This is a genomic window from Pyxidicoccus fallax, from assembly GCF_012933655.1.
Classification (GTDB): Bacteria; Myxococcota; Myxococcia; order Myxococcales; family Myxococcaceae; genus Myxococcus; species Myxococcus fallax.
Genome location: NZ_JABBJJ010000201.1, coordinates 1 through 23,719, shown reverse-complemented (window position 1 = coordinate 23,719; position 23,719 = coordinate 1). Strand labels below are relative to the sequence as shown.

Sequence of the window (23,719 nt, the reverse complement as noted above, 5' to 3'; positions counted from 1 at the left end):
GTCCGCTCTCGCCCGCGGCCCCCCACCCGAGGGAAAGCTGCGCATCGCCCAGGCCCGTGGCCCAGCGAGGAGCAAGGGCCGTTCCTCACGGCTTCTTCATCCTTCTTCACGCCCCGGTTCCGGGGGGCGTGGCACCTTGCGCCCGTCCTCTTCCCATGGGGAGGGGAAGCCCGGCGGCATCACACGCCGGTGGCATCGACATTGCTCAGCGAGACGGGCGCCACATCCCGTGCGCGCCCGAGGAAGGGGAAGACGCCCCCATGCTGCTCGACATGTACCTGTTCTTCAGTCTGCCGTTCCCGCGGCCGGTGCGCCCCGCGCGCAAGGCGTCTCCGAAGACGCGCCGCCGGACACCCTCGGACACGGGCGTCGCGGCCGTCCGGAGCCCGAAGGCGGACAAGGAGGCGGCCCCTGGTTCGAGGACGCCTTCCCGCCCGGTGCCCGGAACGGGCGGGCAGGGGGCGCGTGGAAAGCGGCGCACGGTCCGGCCCTCGCTCCAGGTGATTGAAGGGGGCCGGGCCGGCATACCATGAGCATGGAGGCGTGAGCGGAAGGGGCAGGCCATGGACGCGCGGATGCAGCGCAGCTTCGATGACATCCAGCAGAAGCACATCAGCCGCATCTTCGGCCGGATGCTGCGCTATCGCGCGACCCTGGGCGCGGTGCTCATCGTGGCCATCGCGGGATCGGCCCTGCTGGACCCCGCGCCATGGCGGCGGGCCTGGATGGGCATCCTGGTGGTGTGCACGCTCACGTTCTTCATCTACGAACTGCGGCGCTTCAACCGGGAGCAGATGACGGCGCGCACCGCGCCCACCAACCTCCTCTTTCCCGTGGTGTTCCTCCACTGTCTCATCGTGGGCACCGGTGGGCTTGCCAGCCCGCTGCTGCCCCTGATGATTGCCCTGGCCTTCGTGGGCGCCATTTCCCTTCCCAGGGTCAGGCACCTGCGCGTGTTCGCGTTCGAGATGGGCGGGTTGCTGGCGCTCTCGGCGGCGCAGCTCTCCGGGCTGCTGCCGGGGCTGCCGCTCTCCTTCCTGGGCACCCCTCCGCGCTCCATGCTCGTCGCGGTGGCGGGGGTGATGCTCCTGGTGCTCGTCTTCGTCAACGCCATCGGCGTCGTCGTCCGGAGGACCTTCGACGACATGCTCATCGAGGCGCTGGCGCAGCGCGAGGAGCTGCTGTCCACCCACCGCTCCTACGCGCGCGCGCTGGAGGCGATGTCCGGCGAGATTGCCCACGAGCTGAAGAACCCGCTGGCCACCGTGAAGGGGCTCACCCAGCTCATGGTGCGCGAGGCCGGCCGCGCGCAGCCCACCGAGCGCCTGGAGGTGCTGTCCACCGAGGTGGTCCGCATGCAGGGCATCCTGGAGGAGTTCCTCAACTTCTCCCGGCCGCTCGTGCCCCTGTCCGTGAGCGCGGTGGACCTGGCGGCGCTGTGCGACGAGGCGCTGGTGCTGCACGAGGGCCTCGCCGCCGAGCGCGGCCTCCGGCTGGAGCGCGTGGGCCCGGGCTCCGTCCAGGCGGTGTGCGACTCGCGCAAGGTGAAGCAGGTGGTGATGAACCTCCTGCACAACGCCATCGAGGCCAGCCCCCCGGGAGCACGGGTGACGGTGGAGGTGGGGGCCACGCACGCGGGAGATGCGCGGGTGTCCATCCGGGACGAGGGCCCGGGGCTGTCCCCGGAGGTGGCCGGGCGCGTGTTCGACGCGGGCGTCACCACGAAGGCGAAGGGCTCCGGGCTGGGGCTGACGGTGGCGCGCGCGCTGGCGCGGCAGCACGGCGGCGAGGTCTCCCTGAAGAGCGGGGAGGGGAGCGGCTGTGTCGCGGAGCTGGTGCTGCCCCGCGAGCTGCCCGCGGACACCCTGAGGCCCGTGCGCGAGCGGGAGGTGGCCCATGCCGGGTGAGGCCGTCGTGACGCCCGAGCCGTCCAACCACGTCCTGGTGGTGGATGACGACGCGGGCGTGCGCTTCACGCTGCGCGAGACGCTGCGCAGCCTGGAGGGCGTCTCGGTGGACGTGGCGGAGGACGGCGAGGCCGCGCTGCGGATGCTGGCGGCGCGGCCGTACGAGCTGGTCATCACCGACCTGCGCATGCCGCGCCTGGACGGGCTGGAGCTGGTGAAGCGGCTGCAGGGCATGCCGCGGACGCCGCGGGTCATCGTCGTCACCGCGCATGGCTCGGAGCGCTTCGCGGTGGAGGCGATGAAGGCCGGGGCCTACGACTACTTCCGCAAGCCCTTCGACGTGGACGAGCTGCTCGCCGTGGTGTCGCGCGCGCTGGAGGCGGTGCGGCTGCGCGACGAGAACGAGCGGCTGGCGGGCGAGCTGAACCTGTCCCGCTCGCTGGTGTTCGCCTCGGAGGCGATGCGGCGGCTGGCGCAGCTCGTCCAGCGCGCGGGCTCGCGGGACGTGACGGTGCTCATCACCGGCGAGAGCGGCACCGGCAAGGAGCGCGTGGCGGAGGCGCTGGTGCGCGCCTCGCCGCGCGCGAAGGGCCCCTACCTGCGCTTCAACTGCGCGGCGCTCACGGAGGAGCTGGCGGAGGCGGAGCTGTTCGGCCACTCCAAGGGCGCCTTCACCGGAGCGAACCGCGTGCGCCCGGGCCTCTTCCGCGAGGCGGACGGCGGCACGCTGCTGCTGGACGAGGTGGGCGAGCTGGCCCCGCCGCTCCAGGCGAAGCTGCTGCGCGTCCTGCAGGAGGGCGAGGTGCGGCCGGTGGGCGAGGACCGGCCCGTCAAGGTGGACGTGCGCATCATCGCCGCCACGCACCGCGACTTGCGCCGCCGGGCCGCGGAGGGCGCCTTCCGCGAGGACCTGTACTACCGCCTCAACGTGGTGCAGCTCCGCGTGCCACCCCTGCGCGAGCGCCCCGAGGACATCCCCGTCCTGGCGCGCATGTTCCTGGACCGCTTCAGCGACCGCTTCCACACCGGCCCCCTGAAGGTCCCCGAGGACTTCTTCGACCGGCTCCGCGCGCTGCCGTGGCCCGGCAACGTGCGCGAGCTGGAGAACACCCTGGAGAGCCTGGTGGCCCTCTCCAGCGAGGGCGAGCTGGACCTGGGGCTCCTGCCCGTCCCGGACGCGCCGGCGGGCGGGGAGGGGGGTGGCCCGGCGGTGGTGGCCCCCGCGAGCGGAATCGAGCCCCGGGACGACCTGCCCGGCGCGGGCCTGAAGGAGCGCGTGGAGGCGTACGAGCGGGGGCTCATCCTCGACGCGCTGCGCATCGCCGGTGGCAACCGCAGCGAGGCCGCGCGCCGGCTGGGCATCGGCCGCGCCACGCTGCACGACAAGCTGCGCAAGTACGGGCTGGACGGGGCTCCGGACGAGGGGGCGTGACTGTCCGGGTGGCCGGAGGCACACCCCCGGTGGGAAGTGTTCCCTTCCCGGAAGAAATCCGGGGTTCCAGGCACGGCGGTGTTTGGAAAGGGCAGCGGAAGCCGGCACACTTCCGTTCAGTGCCCGAGTCCAACATCCAAGTGCCCCCGTCCTCGCGCTCTCCTTCCATGACCATGGGGGCCAGCCTGCTGCTGGTCGATGATCTTCCCGCCAACCTCTTCGCGCTGGAGTGCATCCTCGCGCCGCTGGGCCACCGCATGGTGCGCGCCGGCTCCGGCCAGGAGGCGCTCCGCCGCGTCCTCGACGAGGACTTCGCCGCCATCCTGTTGGATCTGCGGCTGGGGGACATGAGCGGGGTGGAGGTGCTTCAGCTCCTGCGCTCGCGGGAGCGCAGCCGGCGCACGCCCGTCATCCTCCTCACCGCCGAGGACGGCGACGCCCCCACGCTGCAGCCGGCCTATGCGCTGGGCATGGTGGACTACGTGCGCAAGCCGCTCGTCTCCGACCTGCTGCGCGCCAAGGTGGCGCTCTGCGTCGAGCTGCACCTCGCCCGCGAAGCCCTGCGGCGCCAGGAGCTGCGCGTGCGTGAGCTCTCCGCCCAGCTCCAGGCGGCCCACCGCGAGGTGGAGTCGCTCCGAACCCCGGGCGAAGCACCGTCCTCCTGAGCGCCCCTGTCGAAGTGATCCACCCGGAGCGTCCCACGGCTGGGATTCGAGAGGCCCTGGGAACAAACGCCATGGGGGCGGGTTGAGGGCGCCGCGAAACCGGAGCTTTCCGGCGTCGCACGTGTTCCCCCAGAATGTCGCCCTCTCCTCCAGGAGCGAGCATGCACTCCGTGTCCCGCAGCCTCGCGGCAGCCTTGCTGTTGTCCTTCTCGGGCCCGGCCTGGGCCCAGGCCACCACGCCCCCGCCGAGGCCCTACGGCCAGTCCGCCGAGCGCGCCGAGCGCGTCCGCACGCGCTACACCAAGTACGAGTACCGCATCCCCATGCGGGACGGCACGCGGCTGTTCACCTCCGTCTACGTCCCCGTCGACGCGGGTCCGAGCAAGCGCTACCCCATCCTCATGGTGCGCACGCCCTACACCGTGGCGCCCTACGGCGTGGACCGGTATCCGGGCCAGCTCGCGCCCTCCGAGGCCTTCGAGAAGGAGGGCTTCATCTTCGCGTTCCAGGACGTGCGCGGCCGCAACATGTCCGAGGGCGAGTTCGTCAACGTTCGTCCCCACAACCCGAAGAAGTCCGGGCCGAAGGACATCGACGAGAGCACCGACACGTACGACACCATCGACTGGCTGGTGAAGCGCGTGGCCCACAACAACGGCCGCGTGGGGCAGTGGGGCATCAGCTATCCCGGCTTCTACACGTCCGCGGGCGCCATCGACTCGCACCCGGCGCTCAAGGCGGTGTCCCCGCAGGCGCCCATCGGTGACTGGTTCTGGGACGACATGCACCGGCATGGCGCCTTCAACCTGGCGCTCGCGTTCAACTTCTTCGCGGCCTTCGGCCAGCCCCGGCCCAAGCCCGTGGACAGCGAGGAGTGGAAGCCGTTCGACCACGGCACGCCGGACGGGTACGAGTTCTTCCTGGACATGGGGCCGCTGCGCAACGCGGACTCGAAGCACCTCAAGGGCGAGGTGGCCTTCTGGAAGGAGATCGCCGCGCACCCCAACTACGACAGCTACTGGCAGGCGCGGAACATCCTGCCGCACCTGAAGAACATCAAGGCGGCGGTGATGACGGTGGGCGGCTGGTACGACACGGAGGACCTGTACGGTCCGCTGAAGACGTACGCCCATATCGAGAAGCAGAACCCGGGCATCCACAACACGCTCATCATGGGCCCGTGGCAGCACGGCGGCTGGCAGGGGACGGAGGGCTCGTCGCTGGGTGACGCGGAGTTCGGCTTCAGGACGAGCGAGACGTACCAGGACCTGGCGCTGACCTTCTTCAAGCACCACCTCAAGGGCGGCGACAAGCCGGACCTGCCGGAGGCGCTGGTGTTCGAGACGGGCGCCAACCGCTGGCGGCGCTTCGAGTCCTGGCCGCCCAAGGGCGTGCGCGAGACGCGGCTGTACTTCCAGCCCAAGGGCGGCCTGTCCTTCGGCAAGGCGCCCACCGGCAGCGCGGTGTCCTTCGCCGAGTACGTGAGCGACCCGGACAAGCCGGTGCCGTACACGATGGAGCTGACGACGGGCTGGGCCAAGAACTACATGACGGAGGACCAGCGCTTCGCGTCGCGCCGGCCGGACGTGCTCGTGTTCGAGACGGAGCCGCTGGAGCAGGACCTGACGCTCGCGGGCCCGCTGGAGGCGGAGCTGTGGGTGTCCACCACCGGCACCGACGCGGACTGGGTGGTGAAGCTGGTGGACGTCAACCCGGGCAAGCCGCGCGGCTGGAAGCGGAACGACGGGGAGAAGGGCTCGAAGAACCGTGGCAGTCAGCAGACGCTGGTCCGCGGCGAGCCGTTCCGCGGCCGCTTCCGCGACAGCTACAGCGAGCCCAAGCCCTTCAAGCCGGGGGAGGTGACGAAGGTGCGCTTCGTCATCAACGACGTGTTCCACACCTTCCAGCGCGGCCACAAGGTGATGATCCAGGTCCAGTCGAGCTGGTTCCCCTTCATCGACCGCAACCCGCAGACCTTCGTCCCCAACATCTTCGAGGCGAAGGAGGAGGACTTCCAGCGGGCCTTCCACCGCGTGTACCACTCGGCGGCGCACCCCAGCTCCATCAAGGTGGGCGTGCTGCCCTCCCTGGACGAGTAGTGGAAAGCATGCGGGCCGGAGGCGCGGATGCCTCCGGCCTGACAGCCCGCTCGCGGCGGCGTGCATCCTCGCGGGAGATCTCCACGCGAGCCTGTTACGCTCCACCTGCCACGCGGTAGCGCCATGGACGGCGAGGGACATGACCGGCACGGAGGGGCCCGCGAGCGGGCCGGTGCAGCTCGACGGCAGTGAAGGGGAGGGCGGAGGGCAGATCCTCCGCTCGGCGCTCTCCCTCTCGCTCATCACCGGCCGGCCGTTCCACATCACCCGCCTGCGCGAGCGGCGCGACCCTCCCGGCCTCCGGCCCCAGCACCTGGCCTGCGTGCGGGGCGCCGAGGCCCTGAGCGGCGGCTCCAGCGAGGGCGCCACCGTGGGTGCCAGCGAGCTGTCCTTCACCCCAGGCCCCGTGCGCGCGGACGACTACCTCCTCGAGGTGGGCACCGCCGGCAGCACGCCGCTGCTCTTCCAGTGCCTCGTCTACCCGCTGGCCCTGGCCGGGGGCGGGCGGCTCACCCTGCGCGGCGGCACGCACCTGCCGCACAGCCCCAGCTTCCACTACCTGGCCACCGTCTGGCAGCCCGTGGCCCGCGCGTACGGCCTGCCGGTGCAGCTCACCCTGCCGCACGCCGGCTTCTACCCGGAGGGCGCCGGCGAAATCGTCGCGGAGGTGGGCCCGCCCCAGACGCCGCCGCTCCTGGTGGAGCTGCCCGCCCGGGGCATGCTGCGCGAGGTGCGCGTGTCGTCCTTCGTCGGCGGGCTGCCCTTCGGCATCGCCGAGCGCCAATCCCGCGCCGCCGTGGCCGCCCTGCGCGAGCACGGCATCCTCGCCGAGGCGGAGAACCGGCCGCTGCCCGTCACGCGCTCGGCGGGCACCGTCACCTTCGTGCTGGCGCAGTTCGAGCACACCATCGCCGGCTTCACCGCCCTGGGCGAGCGGGGCCGTCCAGCGGAGGAGGTGGGGCGCGAGGCCGCGAAGGCGCTGACGGACTTCATGGAGACCGGGGGCGCGCTCGACGAGCACCTCGCCGATCAGATTCTGCTCCCCGCCGCGCTGCTGGCCGCCGGCCGCCTGGGCCCGGCCACGCCCGGCACCACGCGCTTCACGGCGGCCCGCATCACCGACCACCTCACCACGCACGCGCGCGTCGTGGAGCGCTTCCTGCCCGTGCACGTCCGCGTGGACGCGGGCGGCGAGGTGGAGGTGCGTCCGCTCTGACGGGGACGCGGGGAGGCTCAGGCCTCCTCTTCGTCGCCGTCGCCCCGGTTGGCGCCGAAGGTGTTGGCGCCGGCGATTTCCTTCGACGTGTTCCGGTACGCGCGAAGCGCGAAGGGGGTGACCGCCACGAACACGAGGCCCGCCAGGCCGATGGCCATCCAGGGAGTGGGCTTCTCCTTCACCTGGATGTCCTTGCCATAGGCGTTGAGGTTGTTGCCCATGGCGCGCTGCTTGGCGGCCTCCCTCTCCTCGGGCGTCATTTCGCGGGGAGCCTGGAACTCAGTGACCTGACGCCGGGGCTGCTGGGCCAGCGCGGCGCCGCCCGACATCAGGGCGAGGACGAGAACGAGCCGGGGGAGGGTGAATCGCATGGGGGGCGAGGCTAACACGACCCAACGAACGGGCTGAACAGGGCTTGCGCCGGTTGCGGGCCTTCGTTACGGCCCGGACGCCCACATTTCCCCTCCTGGTGGATGCCATGCTGCGACTGCCCTTCGTGGCCCTCTTCAACCTGCTGCTGCTGCTGCGCACCCTGCTGGGGGTGCCCTTCCGGCTGCTGGCCTCGCGCCACCGGCCGGCCTACGTACGCTTCCGGCTGACGGGGGACCCGCCGTACCGGGAGCGGCGCGCGCCCCGGTTCCAGCTGGGAGGGCAGCGGCCGGAGCCGGCCGACGTGACCTCCGTGGAGCGCTTCCGGGAGTCGCTGCGGCTCCTGGCGAAGGACGCCCGGCTGAAGGGCATCCTGCTGGAGGTGGAGGGCCTCGCGGTGCCTCCGGCCAAGCGGGATGCCCTGGTGGCGGTGCTGGCGGAGTTCAGGGCGGCGGGCAAGCGGGTGGTGGCCTGGGCGGTGGCGGTGGAGACGGATTCCTACCCCGTCATGTGCGCGGCGGACGAGGTGCTGCTGGCCCCCATGGGACGGGTGGAACTGGTCGGGTACTCCGCGGAGGCCACCGCGCTGGCGGAGGGGCTGGGGCGCGTGGGCATCCGGGCGCACTTCGTGCGGCGCGGCGACTACAAGACGGCGCCGGAGCTCTTCACGCACCCGACGGTGTCGGACATCCAGGCCCGGACGGTGGAGTCCTTCCTGGACGAGCGCTACGCGGACCTGGTGGACGCGGTGGCGCGCGGGCGCCGGAAAACGGCGGAGGAGGTGAAGGCGCTCATCGACCAGGGCCCCTTCAGCGCGCGGCGGGCGGTGATGGCGGGACTGGTGGACGCGCTCGTCAGCGAGGCGGACCTGCCGGTGCACCTCGGGCTGGTGAAGGCCGGGGACTCGCACGAGGAGGAGACGGAGCTGGAGTCCCTGTCTACGTACCTGTCCACGGTGCCCTTCCCGCCGGTGCGCTGGCGGCGGCTGCGCTCACTGCCTCGCGTGGCGCTGGTGCCGGTGTCTGGAATCATCGCCCCGGGGCAGGCGGGGAGCGGTGGCCGCATGGCGCTTTCGGGCACGGTGGTGAAGGCGCTGCGGGCGGCGGCGAGGGACAGGCGCGCGAAGGCGGTGGTGCTCTACATCAACAGCCCTGGCGGCGCGGCGCTGGCCTCGGAGCTGATGCTGGAGGCGGTGCAGCGGGTGGCGCGCAAGAAGCCGGTGCTCGCGTACATGGACCGGGTGTGCGCCAGCGCCGGGTACATGGTGGCGGTGGGCGCGAAGGAGATCTGGTCCGCGCCGCACGCGGTGGTGGGCTCCATTGGTGTGTTCGCGGGGAAGTTCGAGGCCGCCGCGCTGCTGGAGCGGCTGGGCATCCACCGCAGGTTGCTCATGCGGGGCGAGCACTCGGCCATCTTCACCAACTCGCGGGGCTTCACGCCGGACGAGCACGCCACGCTGGAGGCGGAGGTGGAGGAGACGTACCAGGCGTTCCTCGCGCACGTGGCGAGGGGGCGCGGCCGGACGTCGGAGGAGATTCATGCGCTGGCGGAGGGCCGGGTGTACTCGGGGTTGCGTGCGAAGGGCGTGGGGTTGGTGGATGCCATCGGTGGATTCGAGGATGCGTGCCGGCACGCGCTGTCACTGGCGAAGGTGTCCGCGGAGCGCTTCGACCTCGTCACCTACGGCGCGCCCCGGCGGCGCATCTCGCTGCTGAAGTTGCTGATGGGGGCGGCCAGCGTCCGGACATACGCGCTGTGCCCCACCGCGTGGAGCCTGGGCGGGTGGGGCACGGAGCGGTTCGACGCGGAGCGCCCGTGGTGGGATGGGCTCTCGGAGGTGCTATCCGCGCTCGGGGAAGCCCGAGGCTGGAAACGATGACGTGAGCAGGACGCAGTCCGAGTTATGGGACGGAAGTCCTGAGTGAGGACGGTAACCACGTTGCAACCCATTGAAAGGACGCTGCTGAAGACTGGCAGAGGAACTGCTCCCCCACACGGTTTCCAGCTTCGATAAGGTGCCTGTGCTGGTGTTGACGGCACGGCCCCTCAGTGGGGATGAATGAAGACGACATGGGGAACATGGGGGGCAGCAGCAGGCGCTGTACTCGTGGCATTGTTGGCCGTGCGCTGCGGGCGCGAAGGGGCGGGAGGCGCTGAGCCAGTAGCACTGTCCAGTCGAAGCCAGCTCTTGCAGGCTCCAGGCCTCAAGGCTGAGTACTTCGACGACGACGCACTGCAGACGCTCGTCACTCAGCGTATCGACACGCAGGTGGATTTCGAGTGGGAGTATGGGATTCCGCCGGGGACGGCCATCTCCAACTACGACACCTTCAGCGTGCGCTGGACGGGCACGCTCAAGGCCCCGGTGACGGGGCTGTATACCTTCACCACCTCCACGGATGACGGGGTGCGGCTGTGGGTGGGCGGGCAGAACGTCATCGACAACTGGGTGCTGGAGGACGACAGCAATCCCCTGTCCACCGGCACGGTGTCACTGGTGGCCGGCCAGTCGTACGCGCTCGTCATGGAGTACTTCGAGGGACCAGGCCTGGCGCATGCGCGGCTGTCCTGGGCGTACCCTGGCCAAGCGCTGCACGTGGTGCCCACCAGCGCGCTCAGCCATGAGGACGGGCCTACCGTCCCCGGTGTGCCGCCGCTCGTGGAGACAGGTACCCCGACGGACTTCTCCGATGCCACCGCCTTCCTCTACACGGGAAGCAACCCGCCGCAGACGGGCGTGGCTCCCGGCACCATCGATGCGCGCCGGGTGGCCGTGGCCTACGGGCGCGTGCTCGACCGGGCCGGTGCGCCGCTTTCGGGTGTGAAGGTGACCGCGCTCTCCCACCCGGAGTGGGGTGAGACGCTGACGCGGACGGACGGTGCCTACGAATTCGCCCTCAATGGCGGCGGCACCGTCACCCTCAACTTCGAGAAGGAGGGCCTGCTGCCGGTGCAGCGCGCCGTGAAGACGCCCTGGCGAGATTGGGTGGCCGTGGAGGACGTGGCCCTGACGGCCCTGGACAGCGCCGTCACCGTCGTCACCGCCAATGCCCCGGCGCTGCAGGTGGCGCGCGGCAGCACGGTGTCGGATGTGGACGGCGCCCGGCGGGCCACGCTGCTGGTGCCCGCGAATACGGGCGTCTCCCTGACGCTGCCAAGCGGCGGCACCCAGACGCTCTCCAGCATGTCCGTGCGCGCCACGGAGTACACGGTGGGCCGGGACGGCCCCAATGCCATGCCGGGGGCGCTGCCGCCCTTGAGTGGCTACACGTACGCCGTGGAGTGGAGCCTGGACGAGGCCCTCGCCGTGGGGGCCACGCGCGTCTCCTTCAGCCAGCCCGTCTACTTCTACCTGGAGAACTTCCTCGGGTTCCCGGTGGGCAAGGACGTGCCCACGGGCTACTACGACAGGCAGGTCGGCGCGTGGCAGGCGGACGTGGATGGGCGCGTCGTCAAGGTCGTCGGCATCACCAGCGGCATGGCGGACGTGGACGTCACCGGGGACGGGGTGGCCGACGTCGGCGCCACGCTGACGGCGCTGGGCTTCACGAATGAGGAGCGCCAGCGCCTGGCACTGCTCTACACGCCGGGGACTTCCCTCTGGCGCGTGCCGTTGACGCACCTGACGCCCTGGGACTGCAACTGGCCCTATGGCTTTCCTGACGGCGCCACGGCTCCGCCCGACGAGCCTCTCGAAGGGGACGAGCCGGAGCCCGACTCGTGCAAGACGTCCGGCAGCATCATCGAGTGTGAAAACCAGACGCTCGGCGAGGCGGTGCCCGTTGTCGGAACGCCCTACACGCTGCGCTACCAGAGCGACCGGGTGCCCGGGCGCACGAGCCGCCATAGCTTCGAGGTGCCCGTCACGGGAGCCTCCGTCCCCGCGAGCCTCAAGTACGCCGTGGTCGAAATCCACGGCGCTGGCCGTTCCTGGCACTACACTTTCGAGAGCCTCCCCAACCAGCGCTTCACGTTCCAGTGGGACGGCCGCGACAGGTGGGGCCGCAGGGTGCAGGGCACCCAGACCTTCCGTGTCGAAGTGGGCTTTGCGTACCAGGCGCAGTACCGCGAGCCCGCGGACTTGTGGCGCAGCTTCAACGCCCCTGGAGGCGCCTACACGGCGTCTTCCAATCGGGACACCATGGAGGTCTTCCTCTGGCGCAACCACACGCGGAAGCTGGTGGCGGATGAAGCCTTGGCCCAGGCCCTGGGAGGCTGGACACTGGACGTGCACCACACGTTCGAGTCCAGCACCAGCACCCTCTTCCGAGGAGACGGGGAGAGACAGTCCACCCAGGCCACCGAGGCGGTCTGGCAGTTGGTGTCTGGGGCCGGCTATGGCGTGACAGATGGGGGCGTTGCGACAGAGTCGAACTTCCTCGTCAATCAGCTCACCGCGAGCGATGACGGCTCGGTTTACGCATTGGACTCCCCCGGAGGCGTCGTTCGCCGCATCGCGCCGGATGGACGCGTCTATACCGTGGTGGGCTGCCAGAGTGAATGCACGGTCACGGATGGAGGCGTGGGGGCGCCGGCCACCCAGACGAACTTTGGAGGTCTCCTGGCCCATGAAGTGGGGCCGGACGGTAGCCACTACGTCGCCAAGAACAACAAACGCGTCTACCGGATTGCTCCGGATGGAATCGTCCACCACTTCGCCGGCAATGGGCAGCTGGTCTCCAGCCACAACGCGACGAACGGGGAGGGCGGTCCGGCAACCCAGGCGGCCACGGGAGACATCGACTTCATCAAGGTTTCCCCCACTGGGGAGGTCTATCTCGGCACCGGCTCGGCCTTGGGGAATTCGGCCCAGCGGATACGGCGAGTGGATGCGGAGGGGCTGATCACCACGGTGGTGGGGAATGGGACGAGTTCCGCGAGTGCGACACCCGTTCCTGCCTTGAGTACGGGCCTCGGCACCTACCTGCGGGGCGTCTTTGACTCGTCGGGAGTGCTTTATTTCGAGGGAACGTACGAATACCGCATTCGGAAGCTCGACGGGGATGGGCTGGTGCGCAGCGTCATAGGGAATGGGACCTCCTCCTTTTCGGGTGACTACGGACCGGCCGCATCTGCAACCATCGAGCGCATCTCCCATGAGACAGGGATTGCGGTGGGGCCGGACGACTCGCTGTACTTCACCGACGGCCTGCGTGTCCGACGCATCGGGCCCGACGGGACGGTCACCACGCTGGCGGGCACCGGGGCGCGCGGTCAGTATCCTCCGGTAACGGGGGCCAGTGCGCTCCAGACGGACTTCCACGCCTACCCCATGAACCTCGCGGTGACGCCCGATGGGGTGCTCTACATTGCCTTTGAAGGCACCCCCAGCATTACCGGCCGTGTGTACAAGCTCGTCTCTCCCTCCAGTGCCATTTCCCTGGGGGAAGTCCTCGTCCCCTCCGAAAACGGGCAGGAGGCCTATGTTTTCTATCAGGGGCGGCACCTGCGCACGCTGGACGCACGGACGGGGGCAACGGTGCTGACGTTCGGCTACGACACGGTCGGACGGCTCGTCACCCTGACGGATGCCAATGCGCAGGTGACGACGATTGAGCGGCAAGCGGACGGGCGCCCCACGGCCATCGTGGCGCCCGGAGGCCAGCGCACCGAGCTGACGGTGACGCCGGAAGGGCTGCTCACCCGGGTGGAGAATCCCAACGACGAGGCGGTGGTGCTGGAGTACGGCACCGGCGGGCTGCTGACGAAGCTCACCGACCCGCGAAATGGCGTCCATACCTTCGAGTACGACGCGACGGGCCGGCTGAAGAAGGACAGCAACCCGGGCGGCGGCTTCAAGTCGCTGACGCGCACGAAGCCGACTTCGGGGCCGGGCTCCGGCAAGGCGGGCTACGCGGTGGACGTCACCACCGCCGAAGGGCGCGTCACGCGGCACACCTCGGAGTGGGTGGGCAACAAGCAGCGGCGCACTACGCGCTCGCCCGCGGGCTTCACCACCGTCCGGGAGTTGGGCGTCAACGGTGTGGACGTCGTGACGCACCCGGACGGCACGGTGGAAACGGTGCGTGCCGGCAGTGACTTCCGGTTGGGCGGAGGGGTCCCCACCGTGGTGGGCCATACGACGACGCTGCCGTCGGGGCTGGCCCGCGTCGCCACGGCCAGCCAGTCGCTCACGCGTCCCACGGGCGCCAACGCGTCGGACCCCTTCGCGTACACCTCCCAGACGTGGATGTCCGTGCTCAATGGGAAGTCCTCGAGCCTGGAGTTCAACAAAGTCACCGGGCGCTTCACGCGCACCAGCCCCATGGGCAAGAAGGTGTACGCGGACGTCGACGCGCAGGGCCGTGTCACGCGCTTTGAGGTGCCGGGCCTCACGCCTGTCACCTATGGCTACTACCCGGATGGCAAGATCGCCTCCGTCACGCAGGGCACGCGCACCCAGAGCTTCGGCTACCACCCCAGTGGGGCGACGAAGGGCTGGCTGGCGTCCACGACGGATTCCCTGAGCCGCACCGCCAGCTACGCCCAGGATGCCGCGGGCCGGCTCACGGGCGCGACGCTGCCGGGGACCCGCTCCGTTGCCTTCGGCTACGACGCGGCGGGGAACCTCACGTCCCTGACGCCTCCGGGTCAGCCCGCGCATGGCTTCGGCTATACGCCCAACGATGTGGAGGACGTCTACACGCCGCCCCTGGCAGCGGGTACCGGCACCCTCAGCACGGTGACGGCGTACAACCTGGATGATCAGCCCACTGGTACCAGCTTCCCGGACAGCACCTCCGCGTCCATTGGCTATGACACCTGGGGGCGCCTGGAGACGGTGACGACGCCGCGCCACACGGTGACGGCCGGCTACTCGCCCTCCACGGGGCACCTGGTGGGACTCCACGACAGTGCCGCTTCGGACGGCAGCGGGGCCAGCCTGTCCTTCACCCTGGACGGCCCGCTGGTGAAGGATGTCGCCTGGAGCGGGGGCGTCTCGGGCAGCGTGGGCTACACGTACAACGCCAACTTCGACGTGGCCTCCGTCAGCGTCAATGGCGCCACGCCCATCGAGTACCTCTACGACAATGACCGACTGCTGTCGCACGTGGGCAGTCTGACCACGACGCGCAACCCCTCCAACGGGTTGCTCACCGGCACCACGATGGGCAGCGTCACGACGTCGCAGGAGTACAATAGCTTCGGCGAGGTCAAGAGTCTCGGTGCGAAGTATGGAGCGACGACGCTCTACTCCGTGTCGCTCGAGCCACGTGACAACGGGGGCCGCATCACGAACCGCACGGAGACGGTGCAGGGCGGAGCTCCCCAGGCGTGGGTCTACACCTATGATGCGGCGGGGCACCTGGAGACGGTGACGCTCAACGGCGTCGCCCACGCTTCGTACGGCTACGACGCCAACGGCAACCGCACGACCCAGACGGAGGGTGGTGTCACCACGGTGGCCACGTATGACGAGCAGGACCGCCTGCAGACGCGTGGCGCGACGATCTACACATGGGGTCCTCGTGGGGACCTGCAGACGAAGACGGTAGGCGTGGCCGTCACCTCGTACACCTACGACACGGCCGGCAATCTCACGGCGGTGTCGCTGCCCGATGGCACCGAGGTGGCGTACGTCATCGATGCCGCCAACCGCCGCGTGGGCAAGCGCGTCAACGGCAGCCTCACGCAGGGCTTCCTCTATGACGGGCAGCTGCGCATCGTGGCGGAGCTGGATGGGGCAGGGAACGTCGTCAGCCGCTTCGTCTATGGCACGAAGGCCCACTCGCCCGACTACATGCTGAAGGGCGGCGTCACGTACCGCTTCGTCTCGGACCACCTGGGCAGCCCCCGGCTGCTGGTGAATACCGCGAACGGCAGCGTGGCGCAGACTCTGGCGTACGATGTCTGGGGCAACGTGCTGGTGGACTCCAACCCGGGCTTCCAGCCCTTTGGCTTCGCTGGCGGCCTCTACGACAGCGACACGAAGCTGACGCGCTTCGGAGCCCGAGACTACGACGCGGAAGCAGGGCGTTGGACGACCAAGGACCCCATCCGTTTCGCGGGAGGGGATAGCAACCTCTATGCATATGTGGGAAGTAAGCCGGTTGGTTCCATTGATCCGACAGGGCTCTACGACACGGGAGTCGGCGACATCATCGGGCACGGAGAGATGACGCCAGACGAGCAGGCCGCTGTCGAACAATCGCAGGTCATCGTCGGGGCGACTCACGGAGTCGTGCTGACCGTTGGTATTGCCGGCCAATCTCTTGCTCTGGCACTTGCTCCACTCGCCCCGCGTGCTCGCGAGATGTGTAGCAAGATCAGCAACAATTGGTTCCGTTTCGACATGAATGGCAAGTGGAAGAACAATGGGCGGTGGCGGAGCGGCCCACATATCCACTTTGATCCGCTTCGTAATAGTAGCGAGTTGATGAAGTGGCACCTTCCCAATGAGATGAAGCAGTGGTGGTACAACCTGCAGTCGATTCTGAATCGGGCTCCCAAGCCGCCGAAGGAGTAGGTTGCTTTATGGCTGACGTTTCATTGCTGGAAGAGTGGCAGCTTCTCGCGGAAAGTCCCTTCCCCGGCTGGCAGGTTGTAGAAGAGCTTGCACGTTCGGTTTCAACCGAGTCAGAAGGCACACGACTGCTGGTTTTTGAGCCGGCGGGGAACGAGGCATACCGGATTGGCTACAGCATCGAAGCTCCCTTCGAGTGGGCAGGGGAGCCAGAGGCCAGAATTCGGAAAACCCTTCGTGGTGATGGATTCGTGGGCCTCACCGTTCGAGGGCCCGAGGTCTTGAGCCGAGGGCTTCGTCTCTTCCAACGTGTGCAGAAAAGAGAAGTCAAAGGTGCCGAACTGGCTTCGGAGTTGGGCGGACGCCTGCTCGGGCTGGAGGCGCTGCTTGAAACAAACCCTCTCCTGATGCTCGCGGGGCACGACGGCGATCCAATTTTTCTGCTGACTGGCGTGAAGACGATTTGAATCTGATGCGTGAGAATGCATAGAAACGGCAGCGCTGGAGCCTGAGTAGGGAGTGAAGCGTCGGTGGGCCTCGCGCACTGCATGGCCCCCTCGCTCACTTTCGAGACCCGCTCTACACTGCCAGGACGGACCGACCATGCTGACACTTCTCCTGGCGCTGATGACGGCGGATGTTCCTCCCCAGCAACCTCTCGAACGGATGGGACTCGATGAAATCCTGTCCTGCGCGGGGGACGCCGGGAAGTGCCAGGCCTCGGACTGGGACCTTGCACGGGAGCTTGCGCGGCATTTCGACACCCCGGTCCTGGCAGGCCGTTTCCCACGTGCCTCCGGCGCACAACGCAGGGTGCTGGCGTTTGCCCTCTACGCCGGACCTCCGGGGCCGGAAGTGACACGGCTCATGAAGAAGCTGTCGAGCGACCCGGACGACGAGGTCGCGTATTACGCGCTGAATTACCGGGTGAAGCAGTGTGACCGCGAGGCACTGGCGAAGCTGGTGGCGCCTCCGTATCGCGTCCGCGCCGCGTGTGAGCCTTGGGCGACCACGGTGTCGTCGGTCGGTCAGTGCAGGTATGTGCCCGGCGGCCGCTTCCTCCTGGACTCGCTCGACCATGCCTGCCTCAACGTCGTTCAGGCTGCGGAGACCGGTCTGCGGGCGCTCTACCCGGATGCTCCCGCGCGGTTCGATTCGCCCCAGGAACAGAAGGCGTATTTCCGCGAAAGGGTGAGCCACGGGCGCTGACGGTGCGTCACGGCCGCTGCGCTTTCCAACCCCAAGCAGAGGAACCAGCGATGAACTGTTGGCTGCGCGTATCCCTTCTCGGCGGGCTCGCAATGGTGGCGGCGGGATGTCCCACGCCATCCACCACGGTTCAGGTGTACTCGGAGCTGACTGTGAGTGGCCGTATTGATGAGGACTGTCTGTCGCGCATCTTTCCGAGCAGCGCTGAGGTGAAAAGCCCCCTCCATGGCTGGTTTGTCATGCCGGTGGAGGACGTCTTCGGGCCCGATAGACAATTCGGCGGGGTTGTCGGAATCCAGGTTGCTGAGGCTGACCAGAAGACGACCACCCTTCGCGTGGTATCCGAGGCGAGAGCGGACGTTCGTCCGATTTCGCCCGAGGAGTGGCGGAAGGCGGAGACGAATAACGAGTTGGCGATTGGAAGGATTCTTCGCGAGTGCGCGTCTCCGGGGGACCAGATCTCGAAGGCCTGCATCCGGAAGGGGCATCCTTCATCAGCGGCCTGTGAGTCGAGGATGTGACCCGAAAGCGGCGACGTGGTGCTCAAGTGGGCGCCTGGTGAATCCATGAAACTGATTGCGCAGGTGAGTACCGGAGAGACGCAGACTTCGCCTGGCCTTGGCAGCCAAGACCAGCTCTCCCTCAAGCAAGGCGCTCACGTGTCGGTACTTGAGATCTCTGACGAGGATGGAGCGTTCTACCTGTTCAGCTTCGATGCGGCCGGACGGTGCCTCGGCGACTCGTGGCACCGGACGCTCGATGAGGCGATGCGCCAGGCGCAATTTCAGTTTGGCGTGCCGCCTGCGGCATGGAGCCAAGGGGGCCCCCAAGATTGAAACAGGCTGCCAGGTTTGCTCTCAACACCCACGTCTGCGTCGCCGGGGGCGAGGTCCACTTCCCCCCTGGGGAGGCCCAGGCCATGGTCCTTGCGCCAGATGGGCCGCGCATCTCGTTCGGTGCTCGTTAGGAGAGACAGCATGGACTGGAGAGCCATCTCGCTGCATGGAGCGACGGGCATCTCAAGAGTTACCAACGTGTACGAAGTGCAAGACCTCCGAGTCCCCGGAACCCGGTACCGGATCAAGGTTCTCGAGCGGGTACAAGGGGACTTCCTGGCGCTGCCGAACATGTGCGTGAAGAACAGCGGTGGGGAGCCCGAGTGGATCTCGGGTCTGGGGCGAACGGAAGTTGATGCGCTTCAGGACGCTGTCAGTCGCACGAGCGAGATGCTCGTCTCGGCAGCGCGCCTTGCAACTGACGACTTCGAGTGGAGCGACCCCAGGGACTTCTGATGGATGGAAGTTCCGGGTAGGGGGCTGGTGACGGGTGCTCCGGGACTCACGGCTTCGCAGTCCCGGAAGCGGTGGTAGCCTGCTCGCGCCCATGAAGCGCTCCGTCCTCCTCTGCCTGCCCCTGCTGACCGCCTGCGCCACCACGCCGCGCGAGCCCGTGTCCGTGGCGGAGGCCTACGCCCAGGCCCTGGACGAGGGGAGGCTCCAGGACGCCTACGCTCTCACCAGCGGAGGCGCCGAGGGCGAGGCCGCCTTCCTGGACCGCTACTCCGACGAGACCGTCCGTCGTGAGCGCGCCGCCGCCGTCCGCGCCGGTACCGCCGTCCTGGAAGCCCGCGCCCCCTCGCTCACCCTCGCGCGGAGTGAGCAGGGCTGGCGCGTGGTGGAATCCCGCCCGGCCGACGTCCCCCGGGCCGCCCTCTCGCGCTTCCTCGACACCGTCGAAGCCCGCGACTGGAAGACGGCCTGGAGCCTGCTCGCCGCCCCCCTGCGTGCCCGCTACACCCCCGAGCGCCTCCGCGAGGACTTCGAGCGCGAGCCCCTCGCCAAGGAGCGCCTGCGCCGCGCCCGGCTCGCCCTCAACACCCACGTCCGTGTCGGCGCCGCCGAGGCCGTCTTCCCCCTGGGGGAGGACCGCGCCGTGGTCCTCGTCCTGGAGGACGGCGAGTACCGCGTGGCCGCCATCGAGTGACCCGGGCGCCCGCCTGCCTGCTCCTCCAGCCCTGCTGATGGGCCCGTTCAGCCCACCGGCCGTGCCCCGCCGGACGGCGTGCCGCCAGGGTGCGCCCGAGCGCCATCCGCGTTAAACGACGTTGACAGCCCCCGGGGGGCTGGCAGATTCCGCGCCCGTTGGCGGCCCCCAACCGCCCGTTTTCCAAAAGGTTTCAGGTGTTCAGATGAGCGTTTCCGAGGCCGACGTCCTCGCGGCGATGTCGAAGGTCATGGACCCCGAGCTTCACGTGGACCTCGTGAAGGCGGGCATGGTGAAGAACGTCCGCGTCACCGGCGACACCGTGAAGCTGAAGATCGAGCTCACCACCCCGGCCTGTCCCCTCAAGGGGAAGATCCAGGCCGACGCCGAGGCCGCCCTCAAGGCCGTCCCGGGCCTGAAGTCCTTCGACATCGAGTGGGGCGCCCAGGTGCGCGCGGCCGGCGGCGGCATGCCCGGCGGAGCGCTGCTCCCCCAGGTGAAGAACGTCATCCTCGTCGGCGCCGGCAAGGGCGGGGTGGGCAAGAGCACCGTGGCCCTCAACCTCGCCACCGCCCTGGCCCAGCACGGCGCCAAGGTGGGCCTGCTGGACGCGGACTTCTACGGCCCCTCCGTGCCCCTGATGACGGGCCTCGCGGACAAGAAGCCCGTCAGCCCGGACGGCAAGTCGCTGGATCCGCTCCTCGCCCACGGCCTCAAGGTGATGTCCATCGGCTTCCTCGTGGAGGCGGATCAGGCGCTCATCTGGCGCGGCCCCATGCTCCACGGCGCCCTCATGCAGCTGGTGCGCGACGTGAACTGGGGCGAGCTGGACTACCTCGTGCTGGACCTGCCGCCGGGCACCGGCGACGTGGCCCTGTCCCTGTCCCAGTCCATCCGCGCCGCGGGCGCCGTGCTGGTGACGACGCCGCAGGACGTGGCCCTGGCCGACGTGGTCCGCGCCAAGCAGATGTTCGACAAGGTCCACATCCCCGTGCTGGGCATCGTGGAGAACATGTCCCAGTTCGTCTGCCCGAACTGCTCGCACGCCACCCCCATCTTCAACCATGGCGGTGGCCGCAAGGCCGCGGAGATGTTCGGCATCCCATTCCTGGGTGAAATCCCCCTGGATCTCAAGGTGCGCGAGTCCGGAGACTCCGGCGTGCCGGTGGTGGTCGGCGCGAAGGACAGCCTGGAGGCCAAGGCCTTCCAGGAGGTCGCTCGCAACGTGGCGGGTCGGGTGTCCACGCAGAGCATGAAGAGCGTGCCGCTGCCGGTGGTGCAGGCCCGCTAGAACCTCCAAGGAGATCTCCATGGCCGCTGACGACTTCCCGCCCGACCCGCTGGACGATGACGACCGGCAGGGTCGGGATGCGCGCTCCGGCGGCCCCGCCGGCTTCGTGCCGGAGTTCGTCCGCCGCATGGCCGTCGCCGGCCTGGGCGCCCTCTTCATGACAGAAGAGGGCATCCGCAACCTCGCGGGCCAGCTCAAGCTGCCCAAGGAGGCCCTGGGCTTCATCCTGGGCCAGGCCGAGAAGACCAAGGATGAGATCACCCGCGTCGTCAGCGACGAGCTCCGCCGCTTCCTCCAGTCCGAGAAGCTGCGCGACGAGTTCCTCAAGCTGATGTCCGGCATGACGGTGGAGATCAAGGCGCAGATCCGCCTGGTGCCACCGGACAAGGCCGAGAAGTCCTCCGAGTCCGAGCCCGCCGCCACCGGTGAGACGAAGAAGGGCGCCACGCCCCGCGTCGTCGTCTCCGAGCTCAACGCGCGCCGCCCAGGCGGCTCCAAGCGCACGAAGAAGGAGTGACGGTGGCGGACACGCCTCCTCCCTCCGAGCCCTCCACGCCGCCGGCCCCCGTCCCGGACCGCCGCGGCTGGCGCTCCCACCCCTTGGCGAAGCGGCTGCCGGTGCTGCTGCTGGCGGCGCTCGGCTTCTGGCTGTGGCGCACCACGGGCACGCCCGAGCGCGAGCTGCGGCTCCAGTTCGAGGGGCCGGGGTGGAGCGCGGTGCGCGCGATGGATCTCCAGGTGCTGGACGAAGAGGGCAAGGTCCTCAAGCGCGAGGAGCGCTTCTTCGCCTCGGGGCCTCCGCCGGAGGTGACGGTGGAGGTGGACCTGCCCGAGGGCACCTGGCGCACGTGGCTCTTCGTGAAGCTGGAAGGGCGCGAGGAGCGGGTGCGTCTGGACGAGTCGTTGCAGGTGGGAGAGGACCGCTACATCGTCCGCCAGCTCCGGTTGCCTCCCTCCGGTCGTTGACCGTCCCGGACGCGTGGGCTAAGGGCGCCCGCACGCCGTTCACATACCGACCGAGGGGTACGCGAAGACCATGGCAACGGAGCACATCGTCGTCGTCGGGGCTGGGCAGATGGGCGCGGGCATCGCGCAGGTGGCGCTGCAGGCGGGCCTGCGCGTCACACTGGCGGACGTCTCCAAGGAGGGACTCGCCAAGGGCGCCGAGCGCATCCGCGGCGGCCTGAAGAAGCTGGCCGAGAAGGGCAAGCTCGACGAGGCGAAGCGCGCCGCCGCCGAGGCCAACCTCTCCACCCTCACCGACGTGAAGGAGGCGAAGGACGTCGACTTCGCCGTCGAGGCCGTCACCGAGAACGAGGACCTCAAGCGCCGCATCTTCCAGGACCTGGACGCCGTCGTCCGGCCGGGCGGCATCCTCGCCACCAACACCTCGTCCATTCCGATTACCCGCATCGCCGCGTCCACGAAGCGCCCCGAGTCCGTCATCGGCATGCACTTCATGAACCCGGTGCCGGTGATGCAGCTGGTGGAGCTCATCCGCGGCGCCGCCACCTCCGACGAGACGTACGCCACCACGCGCGCCCTCGCGGAGAAGATGGGCAAGACGACGGTGGTGTCCAAGGACTACCCGGGCTTCATCGTCAACCGCATCCTCATCCCCATGCTCAACGAGGCCTGCTTCGCGCTGATGGAGGGCCTGGGCTCGGTGGAGGACATCGACACCGCGATGAAGCTGGGCACCAACCAGCCCATGGGCCCGCTGCAGCTCGCGGACTTCATCGGCCTGGACACCGTGCTCTACATCGCCGAGGTGCTCCACAAGGGCCTCGGTGACTCCAAGTACCGCCCCAGCCCGCTGCTCCGTCAGTACGTGGACGCCGGCTGGTACGGCAAGAAGAGCGGCCGCGGCTTCTACAAGTACTAGTCCCCTGGAGCCCACGCACATGGCCTACGAGAACATCCGGCTGGAGCAGGACGGCGCGGTCGCCACGCTCTTCATCGACCGTCCCAAGGCGCTCAACGCGCTCAACAGCAAGACGCTGCAGGAGCTGGAAGCGGCGCTCAATTCCATCGGCACCGACGTGCGCGTCCTCATCGTCACCGGTGGCGGCGAGAAGGCCTTCGTCGCTGGTGCGGACATCGCCGAGATGGCCGCGCTGAGCGAGGCGCAGGCCCAGGAGTTCGGGGCGCTCGGCCACCGCGTGATGGCCAAACTGGAGGAGCTGCCCATCCCCACCATCGCGGCCGTCAACGGCTTCGCGCTGGGCGGCGGGTGCGAGCTGGCCCTGGCGTGCGACCTCATCTACGCGTCCGAGAAGGCCAAGCTCGGCCTGCCCGAGGTGGGCCTGGGCGTCATCCCCGGCTTCGGCGGCACCCAGCGCCTCACCCGCGCGGTGGGCCGCGCCCGCGCCAAGGAGCTCATCTTCACCGGCGAGCGCATCGACGCCGCCAAGGCGAAGGAGCTGGGCCTCGTGCTCGAAGTGCTCCCCGCCGAGGGGCTGCTGCCGCACTGCCGCGAGGTGGCCGCGAAGATTCTCAAGAACGGCCCGCTCGCCATCGCCAAGGCCAAGAAGGTCATCGAGGCCGGCGCGGACCAGGACCTGCGCGTCGCCAACGAGCTGGAGCGCAAGACGTTCGGCGAGCTGTTCGGCTCGGCGGACCAGCGCGAGGGCATGAAGGCCTTCCTGGAGAAGCGCCCCGCCACCTTCACCGGCAAGTGACGTGCGGCGGACGCTCGCGGCCGGGGGACTGCTGACCTGCCTCCTGGCCGCGGCTCCCTCCCGGGCCGCGGAAGAAGGGGAGGACGGGCGCGCCCCGCCGCTCGTCTCCTGGAAGCGCACGCTCTGCCTCTACACCGCGTGCGCCCTGGAGCCGCTCGTCCCGGACCTCCGCTACGAGTGGGGGCCCGGCTCCCAGGAGCATTGGGTGCTGTCCTGGCCGCTCCACCCGTGGGCCCTTCCGCCCTGGGACGTGCCCGGGCCCACGCTCATCGTCTCGCCCTTCGTGGAGCCGCAGTGGCGCCGGAAGCCCTCGGCCTTCCGGGTGCTCGGCGGGGCGAGGGTGTACGCCTTCCCGGACACGCTCCGCCTGGGCGTGCTCGCCGAGGGGGCGGGCCTGTGGGGC

20 protein-coding genes and 1 pseudogene are annotated in these 23,719 nt (G+C 69.3%); 20 read left to right on the top strand and 1 reads right to left on the bottom strand.

Annotated elements, in window-relative coordinates; translation table 11 throughout:
* Positions 1-260 precede the first annotated feature (260 nt).
* The 6 genes from HG543_RS33385 to rtcA all read left to right on the top strand — a co-directional run bounded on the left by HG543_RS33385 (position 261) and on the right by rtcA (position 7,319).
* Complete coding sequence (locus tag HG543_RS33385; protein ID WP_169348974.1) at positions 261-533, top strand: hypothetical protein; 273 nt, start codon at positions 261-263, stop codon at positions 531-533.
* A gap of 30 nt (positions 534-563) precedes the next feature.
* Positions 564-1,907 carry a sensor histidine kinase gene (locus HG543_RS33380; RefSeq protein ID WP_169348973.1) on the top strand — a complete coding sequence of 448 codons (1,344 nt, stop codon included), beginning with the start codon at positions 564-566 and terminating at the stop codon, positions 1,905-1,907.
* Positions 1,897-3,339, top strand: coding sequence for a sigma-54-dependent transcriptional regulator (locus HG543_RS33375; RefSeq protein ID WP_169348972.1), 1,443 nt, complete (start codon positions 1,897-1,899; stop codon positions 3,337-3,339). Before HG543_RS33380 ends, HG543_RS33375 begins: the two co-directional genes overlap by 11 nt.
* A gap of 167 nt (positions 3,340-3,506) precedes the next feature.
* Positions 3,507-4,004, top strand: coding sequence for a response regulator (locus HG543_RS33370; RefSeq protein WP_169348971.1), 498 nt, complete (start codon positions 3,507-3,509; stop codon positions 4,002-4,004).
* Positions 4,005-4,165: 161 nt separating this feature from the next.
* Entirely contained in the window at positions 4,166-6,103 is a 1,938-nt protein-coding gene (locus HG543_RS33365; RefSeq protein ID WP_169348970.1) for a CocE/NonD family hydrolase, read from the top strand.
* Positions 6,104-6,242: 139 nt separating this feature from the next.
* Positions 6,243-7,319, top strand: a complete 1,077-nt coding sequence (rtcA, locus tag HG543_RS33360; protein WP_169348969.1) for an RNA 3'-terminal phosphate cyclase — start codon at positions 6,243-6,245, stop codon at positions 7,317-7,319.
* 17 nt (positions 7,320-7,336) lie between these two features.
* On the opposite strand, the gene HG543_RS33355 is transcribed toward rtcA, so the two are convergent.
* Positions 7,337-7,690, bottom strand: a complete 354-nt coding sequence (locus HG543_RS33355) for a hypothetical protein (RefSeq protein WP_169348968.1) — start codon at positions 7,688-7,690, stop codon at positions 7,337-7,339.
* A 107-nt stretch (positions 7,691-7,797) separates the two neighbouring features.
* On the opposite strand from HG543_RS33355, the gene sppA reads away from it, so the two are divergent.
* The 14 genes and pseudogenes from sppA to HG543_RS33285 form a co-directional block, all read left to right on the top strand.
* Positions 7,798-9,567, top strand: coding sequence for a signal peptide peptidase SppA (sppA, locus tag HG543_RS33350; RefSeq protein ID WP_169348967.1), 1,770 nt, complete (start codon positions 7,798-7,800; stop codon positions 9,565-9,567).
* Positions 9,568-9,876: 309 nt separating this feature from the next.
* Positions 9,877-16,155, top strand: a complete 6,279-nt coding sequence (locus HG543_RS33345; protein WP_169348966.1) for a PA14 domain-containing protein — start codon at positions 9,877-9,879, stop codon at positions 16,153-16,155.
* A gap of 8 nt (positions 16,156-16,163) precedes the next feature.
* The gene (locus tag HG543_RS33340) at positions 16,164-16,619 is read left to right on the top strand and encodes a hypothetical protein (RefSeq protein WP_169348965.1); all 456 of its coding nucleotides are present in this window, start codon (positions 16,164-16,166) and stop codon (positions 16,617-16,619) included.
* A 400-nt stretch (positions 16,620-17,019) separates the two neighbouring features.
* Complete coding sequence (locus tag HG543_RS33335; protein ID WP_169348964.1) at positions 17,020-17,361, top strand: hypothetical protein; 342 nt, start codon at positions 17,020-17,022, stop codon at positions 17,359-17,361.
* 50 nt (positions 17,362-17,411) lie between these two features.
* Entirely contained in the window at positions 17,412-17,882 is a 471-nt protein-coding gene (locus HG543_RS33330; protein ID WP_169348963.1) for a hypothetical protein, read from the top strand.
* A 45-nt stretch (positions 17,883-17,927) separates the two neighbouring features.
* Positions 17,928-18,197, top strand: coding sequence for a hypothetical protein (locus HG543_RS33325; protein WP_169348962.1), 270 nt, complete (start codon positions 17,928-17,930; stop codon positions 18,195-18,197).
* 141 nt (positions 18,198-18,338) lie between these two features.
* Positions 18,339-18,653 (top strand): hypothetical protein, encoded by a 315-nt coding sequence (locus tag HG543_RS33320; RefSeq protein ID WP_169348961.1) that lies wholly within the window; start codon positions 18,339-18,341, stop codon positions 18,651-18,653.
* 91 nt (positions 18,654-18,744) lie between these two features.
* Complete coding sequence (locus HG543_RS33315) at positions 18,745-19,344, top strand: hypothetical protein (protein ID WP_169348960.1); 600 nt, start codon at positions 18,745-18,747, stop codon at positions 19,342-19,344.
* A gap of 205 nt (positions 19,345-19,549) precedes the next feature.
* Positions 19,550-20,635, top strand: coding sequence for an iron-sulfur cluster carrier protein ApbC (apbC, locus tag HG543_RS33310; RefSeq protein ID WP_169348959.1), 1,086 nt, complete (start codon positions 19,550-19,552; stop codon positions 20,633-20,635).
* 19 nt (positions 20,636-20,654) lie between these two features.
* Positions 20,655-21,152: a hypothetical protein gene (locus tag HG543_RS33305; RefSeq protein ID WP_169348958.1), complete on the top strand. Its 498-nt coding sequence runs from the start codon at positions 20,655-20,657 to the stop codon at positions 21,150-21,152.
* A 2-nt stretch (positions 21,153-21,154) separates the two neighbouring features.
* A complete protein-coding gene (locus tag HG543_RS33300) occupies positions 21,155-21,601 on the top strand; it encodes a hypothetical protein (protein WP_169348957.1) in 447 nt (148 codons plus the stop codon).
* A 70-nt stretch (positions 21,602-21,671) separates the two neighbouring features.
* Complete coding sequence (locus tag HG543_RS33295; RefSeq protein WP_169348956.1) at positions 21,672-22,520, top strand: 3-hydroxyacyl-CoA dehydrogenase family protein; 849 nt, start codon at positions 21,672-21,674, stop codon at positions 22,518-22,520.
* Positions 22,521-22,539: 19 nt separating this feature from the next.
* Positions 22,540-23,316 (top strand): enoyl-CoA hydratase/isomerase family protein, encoded by a 777-nt coding sequence (locus tag HG543_RS33290; protein ID WP_169348955.1) that lies wholly within the window; start codon positions 22,540-22,542, stop codon positions 23,314-23,316.
* Between the two features lies 1 nt (position 23,317).
* Positions 23,318-23,719: pseudogene (locus HG543_RS33285) on the top strand (hypothetical protein); the annotation flags it as partial.

Excerpts from the sequence above, each read along its gene's own strand:
- rtcA (WP_169348969.1), top strand. The coding sequence starts at position 6,243 with ATGACCGGCACGGAGGGGCCCGCGAGCGGGCCGGTGCAGCTCGACGGC.
- HG543_RS33305 (WP_169348958.1), top strand. The coding sequence starts at position 20,655 with ATGGCCGCTGACGACTTCCCGCCCGACCCGCTGGACGATGACGACCGG.
- sppA (WP_169348967.1), top strand. The coding sequence starts at position 7,798 with ATGCTGCGACTGCCCTTCGTGGCCCTCTTCAACCTGCTGCTGCTGCTG.
- HG543_RS33290 (WP_169348955.1), top strand. The coding sequence starts at position 22,540 with ATGGCCTACGAGAACATCCGGCTGGAGCAGGACGGCGCGGTCGCCACG.
- HG543_RS33365 (WP_169348970.1), top strand. The coding sequence starts at position 4,166 with ATGCACTCCGTGTCCCGCAGCCTCGCGGCAGCCTTGCTGTTGTCCTTC.
- HG543_RS33385 (WP_169348974.1), top strand. The coding sequence starts at position 261 with ATGCTGCTCGACATGTACCTGTTCTTCAGTCTGCCGTTCCCGCGGCCG.
- HG543_RS33330 (WP_169348963.1), top strand. The coding sequence starts at position 17,412 with ATGAACTGTTGGCTGCGCGTATCCCTTCTCGGCGGGCTCGCAATGGTG.
- HG543_RS33320 (WP_169348961.1), top strand. The coding sequence starts at position 18,339 with ATGGACTGGAGAGCCATCTCGCTGCATGGAGCGACGGGCATCTCAAGA.
- HG543_RS33375 (WP_169348972.1), top strand. The coding sequence starts at position 1,897 with ATGCCGGGTGAGGCCGTCGTGACGCCCGAGCCGTCCAACCACGTCCTG.
- HG543_RS33335 (WP_169348964.1), top strand. The coding sequence starts at position 17,020 with ATGAAGAAGCTGTCGAGCGACCCGGACGACGAGGTCGCGTATTACGCG.
- HG543_RS33325 (WP_169348962.1), top strand. The coding sequence starts at position 17,928 with ATGAAACTGATTGCGCAGGTGAGTACCGGAGAGACGCAGACTTCGCCT.
- HG543_RS33295 (WP_169348956.1), top strand. The coding sequence starts at position 21,672 with ATGGCAACGGAGCACATCGTCGTCGTCGGGGCTGGGCAGATGGGCGCG.
- HG543_RS33370 (WP_169348971.1), top strand. The coding sequence starts at position 3,507 with ATGACCATGGGGGCCAGCCTGCTGCTGGTCGATGATCTTCCCGCCAAC.
- apbC (WP_169348959.1), top strand. The coding sequence starts at position 19,550 with ATGAGCGTTTCCGAGGCCGACGTCCTCGCGGCGATGTCGAAGGTCATG.
- HG543_RS33315 (WP_169348960.1), top strand. The coding sequence starts at position 18,745 with ATGAAGCGCTCCGTCCTCCTCTGCCTGCCCCTGCTGACCGCCTGCGCC.
- HG543_RS33380 (WP_169348973.1), top strand. The coding sequence starts at position 564 with ATGGACGCGCGGATGCAGCGCAGCTTCGATGACATCCAGCAGAAGCAC.
- HG543_RS33340 (WP_169348965.1), top strand. The coding sequence starts at position 16,164 with ATGGCTGACGTTTCATTGCTGGAAGAGTGGCAGCTTCTCGCGGAAAGT.
- HG543_RS33355 (WP_169348968.1), bottom strand. The coding sequence starts at position 7,690 with ATGCGATTCACCCTCCCCCGGCTCGTTCTCGTCCTCGCCCTGATGTCG.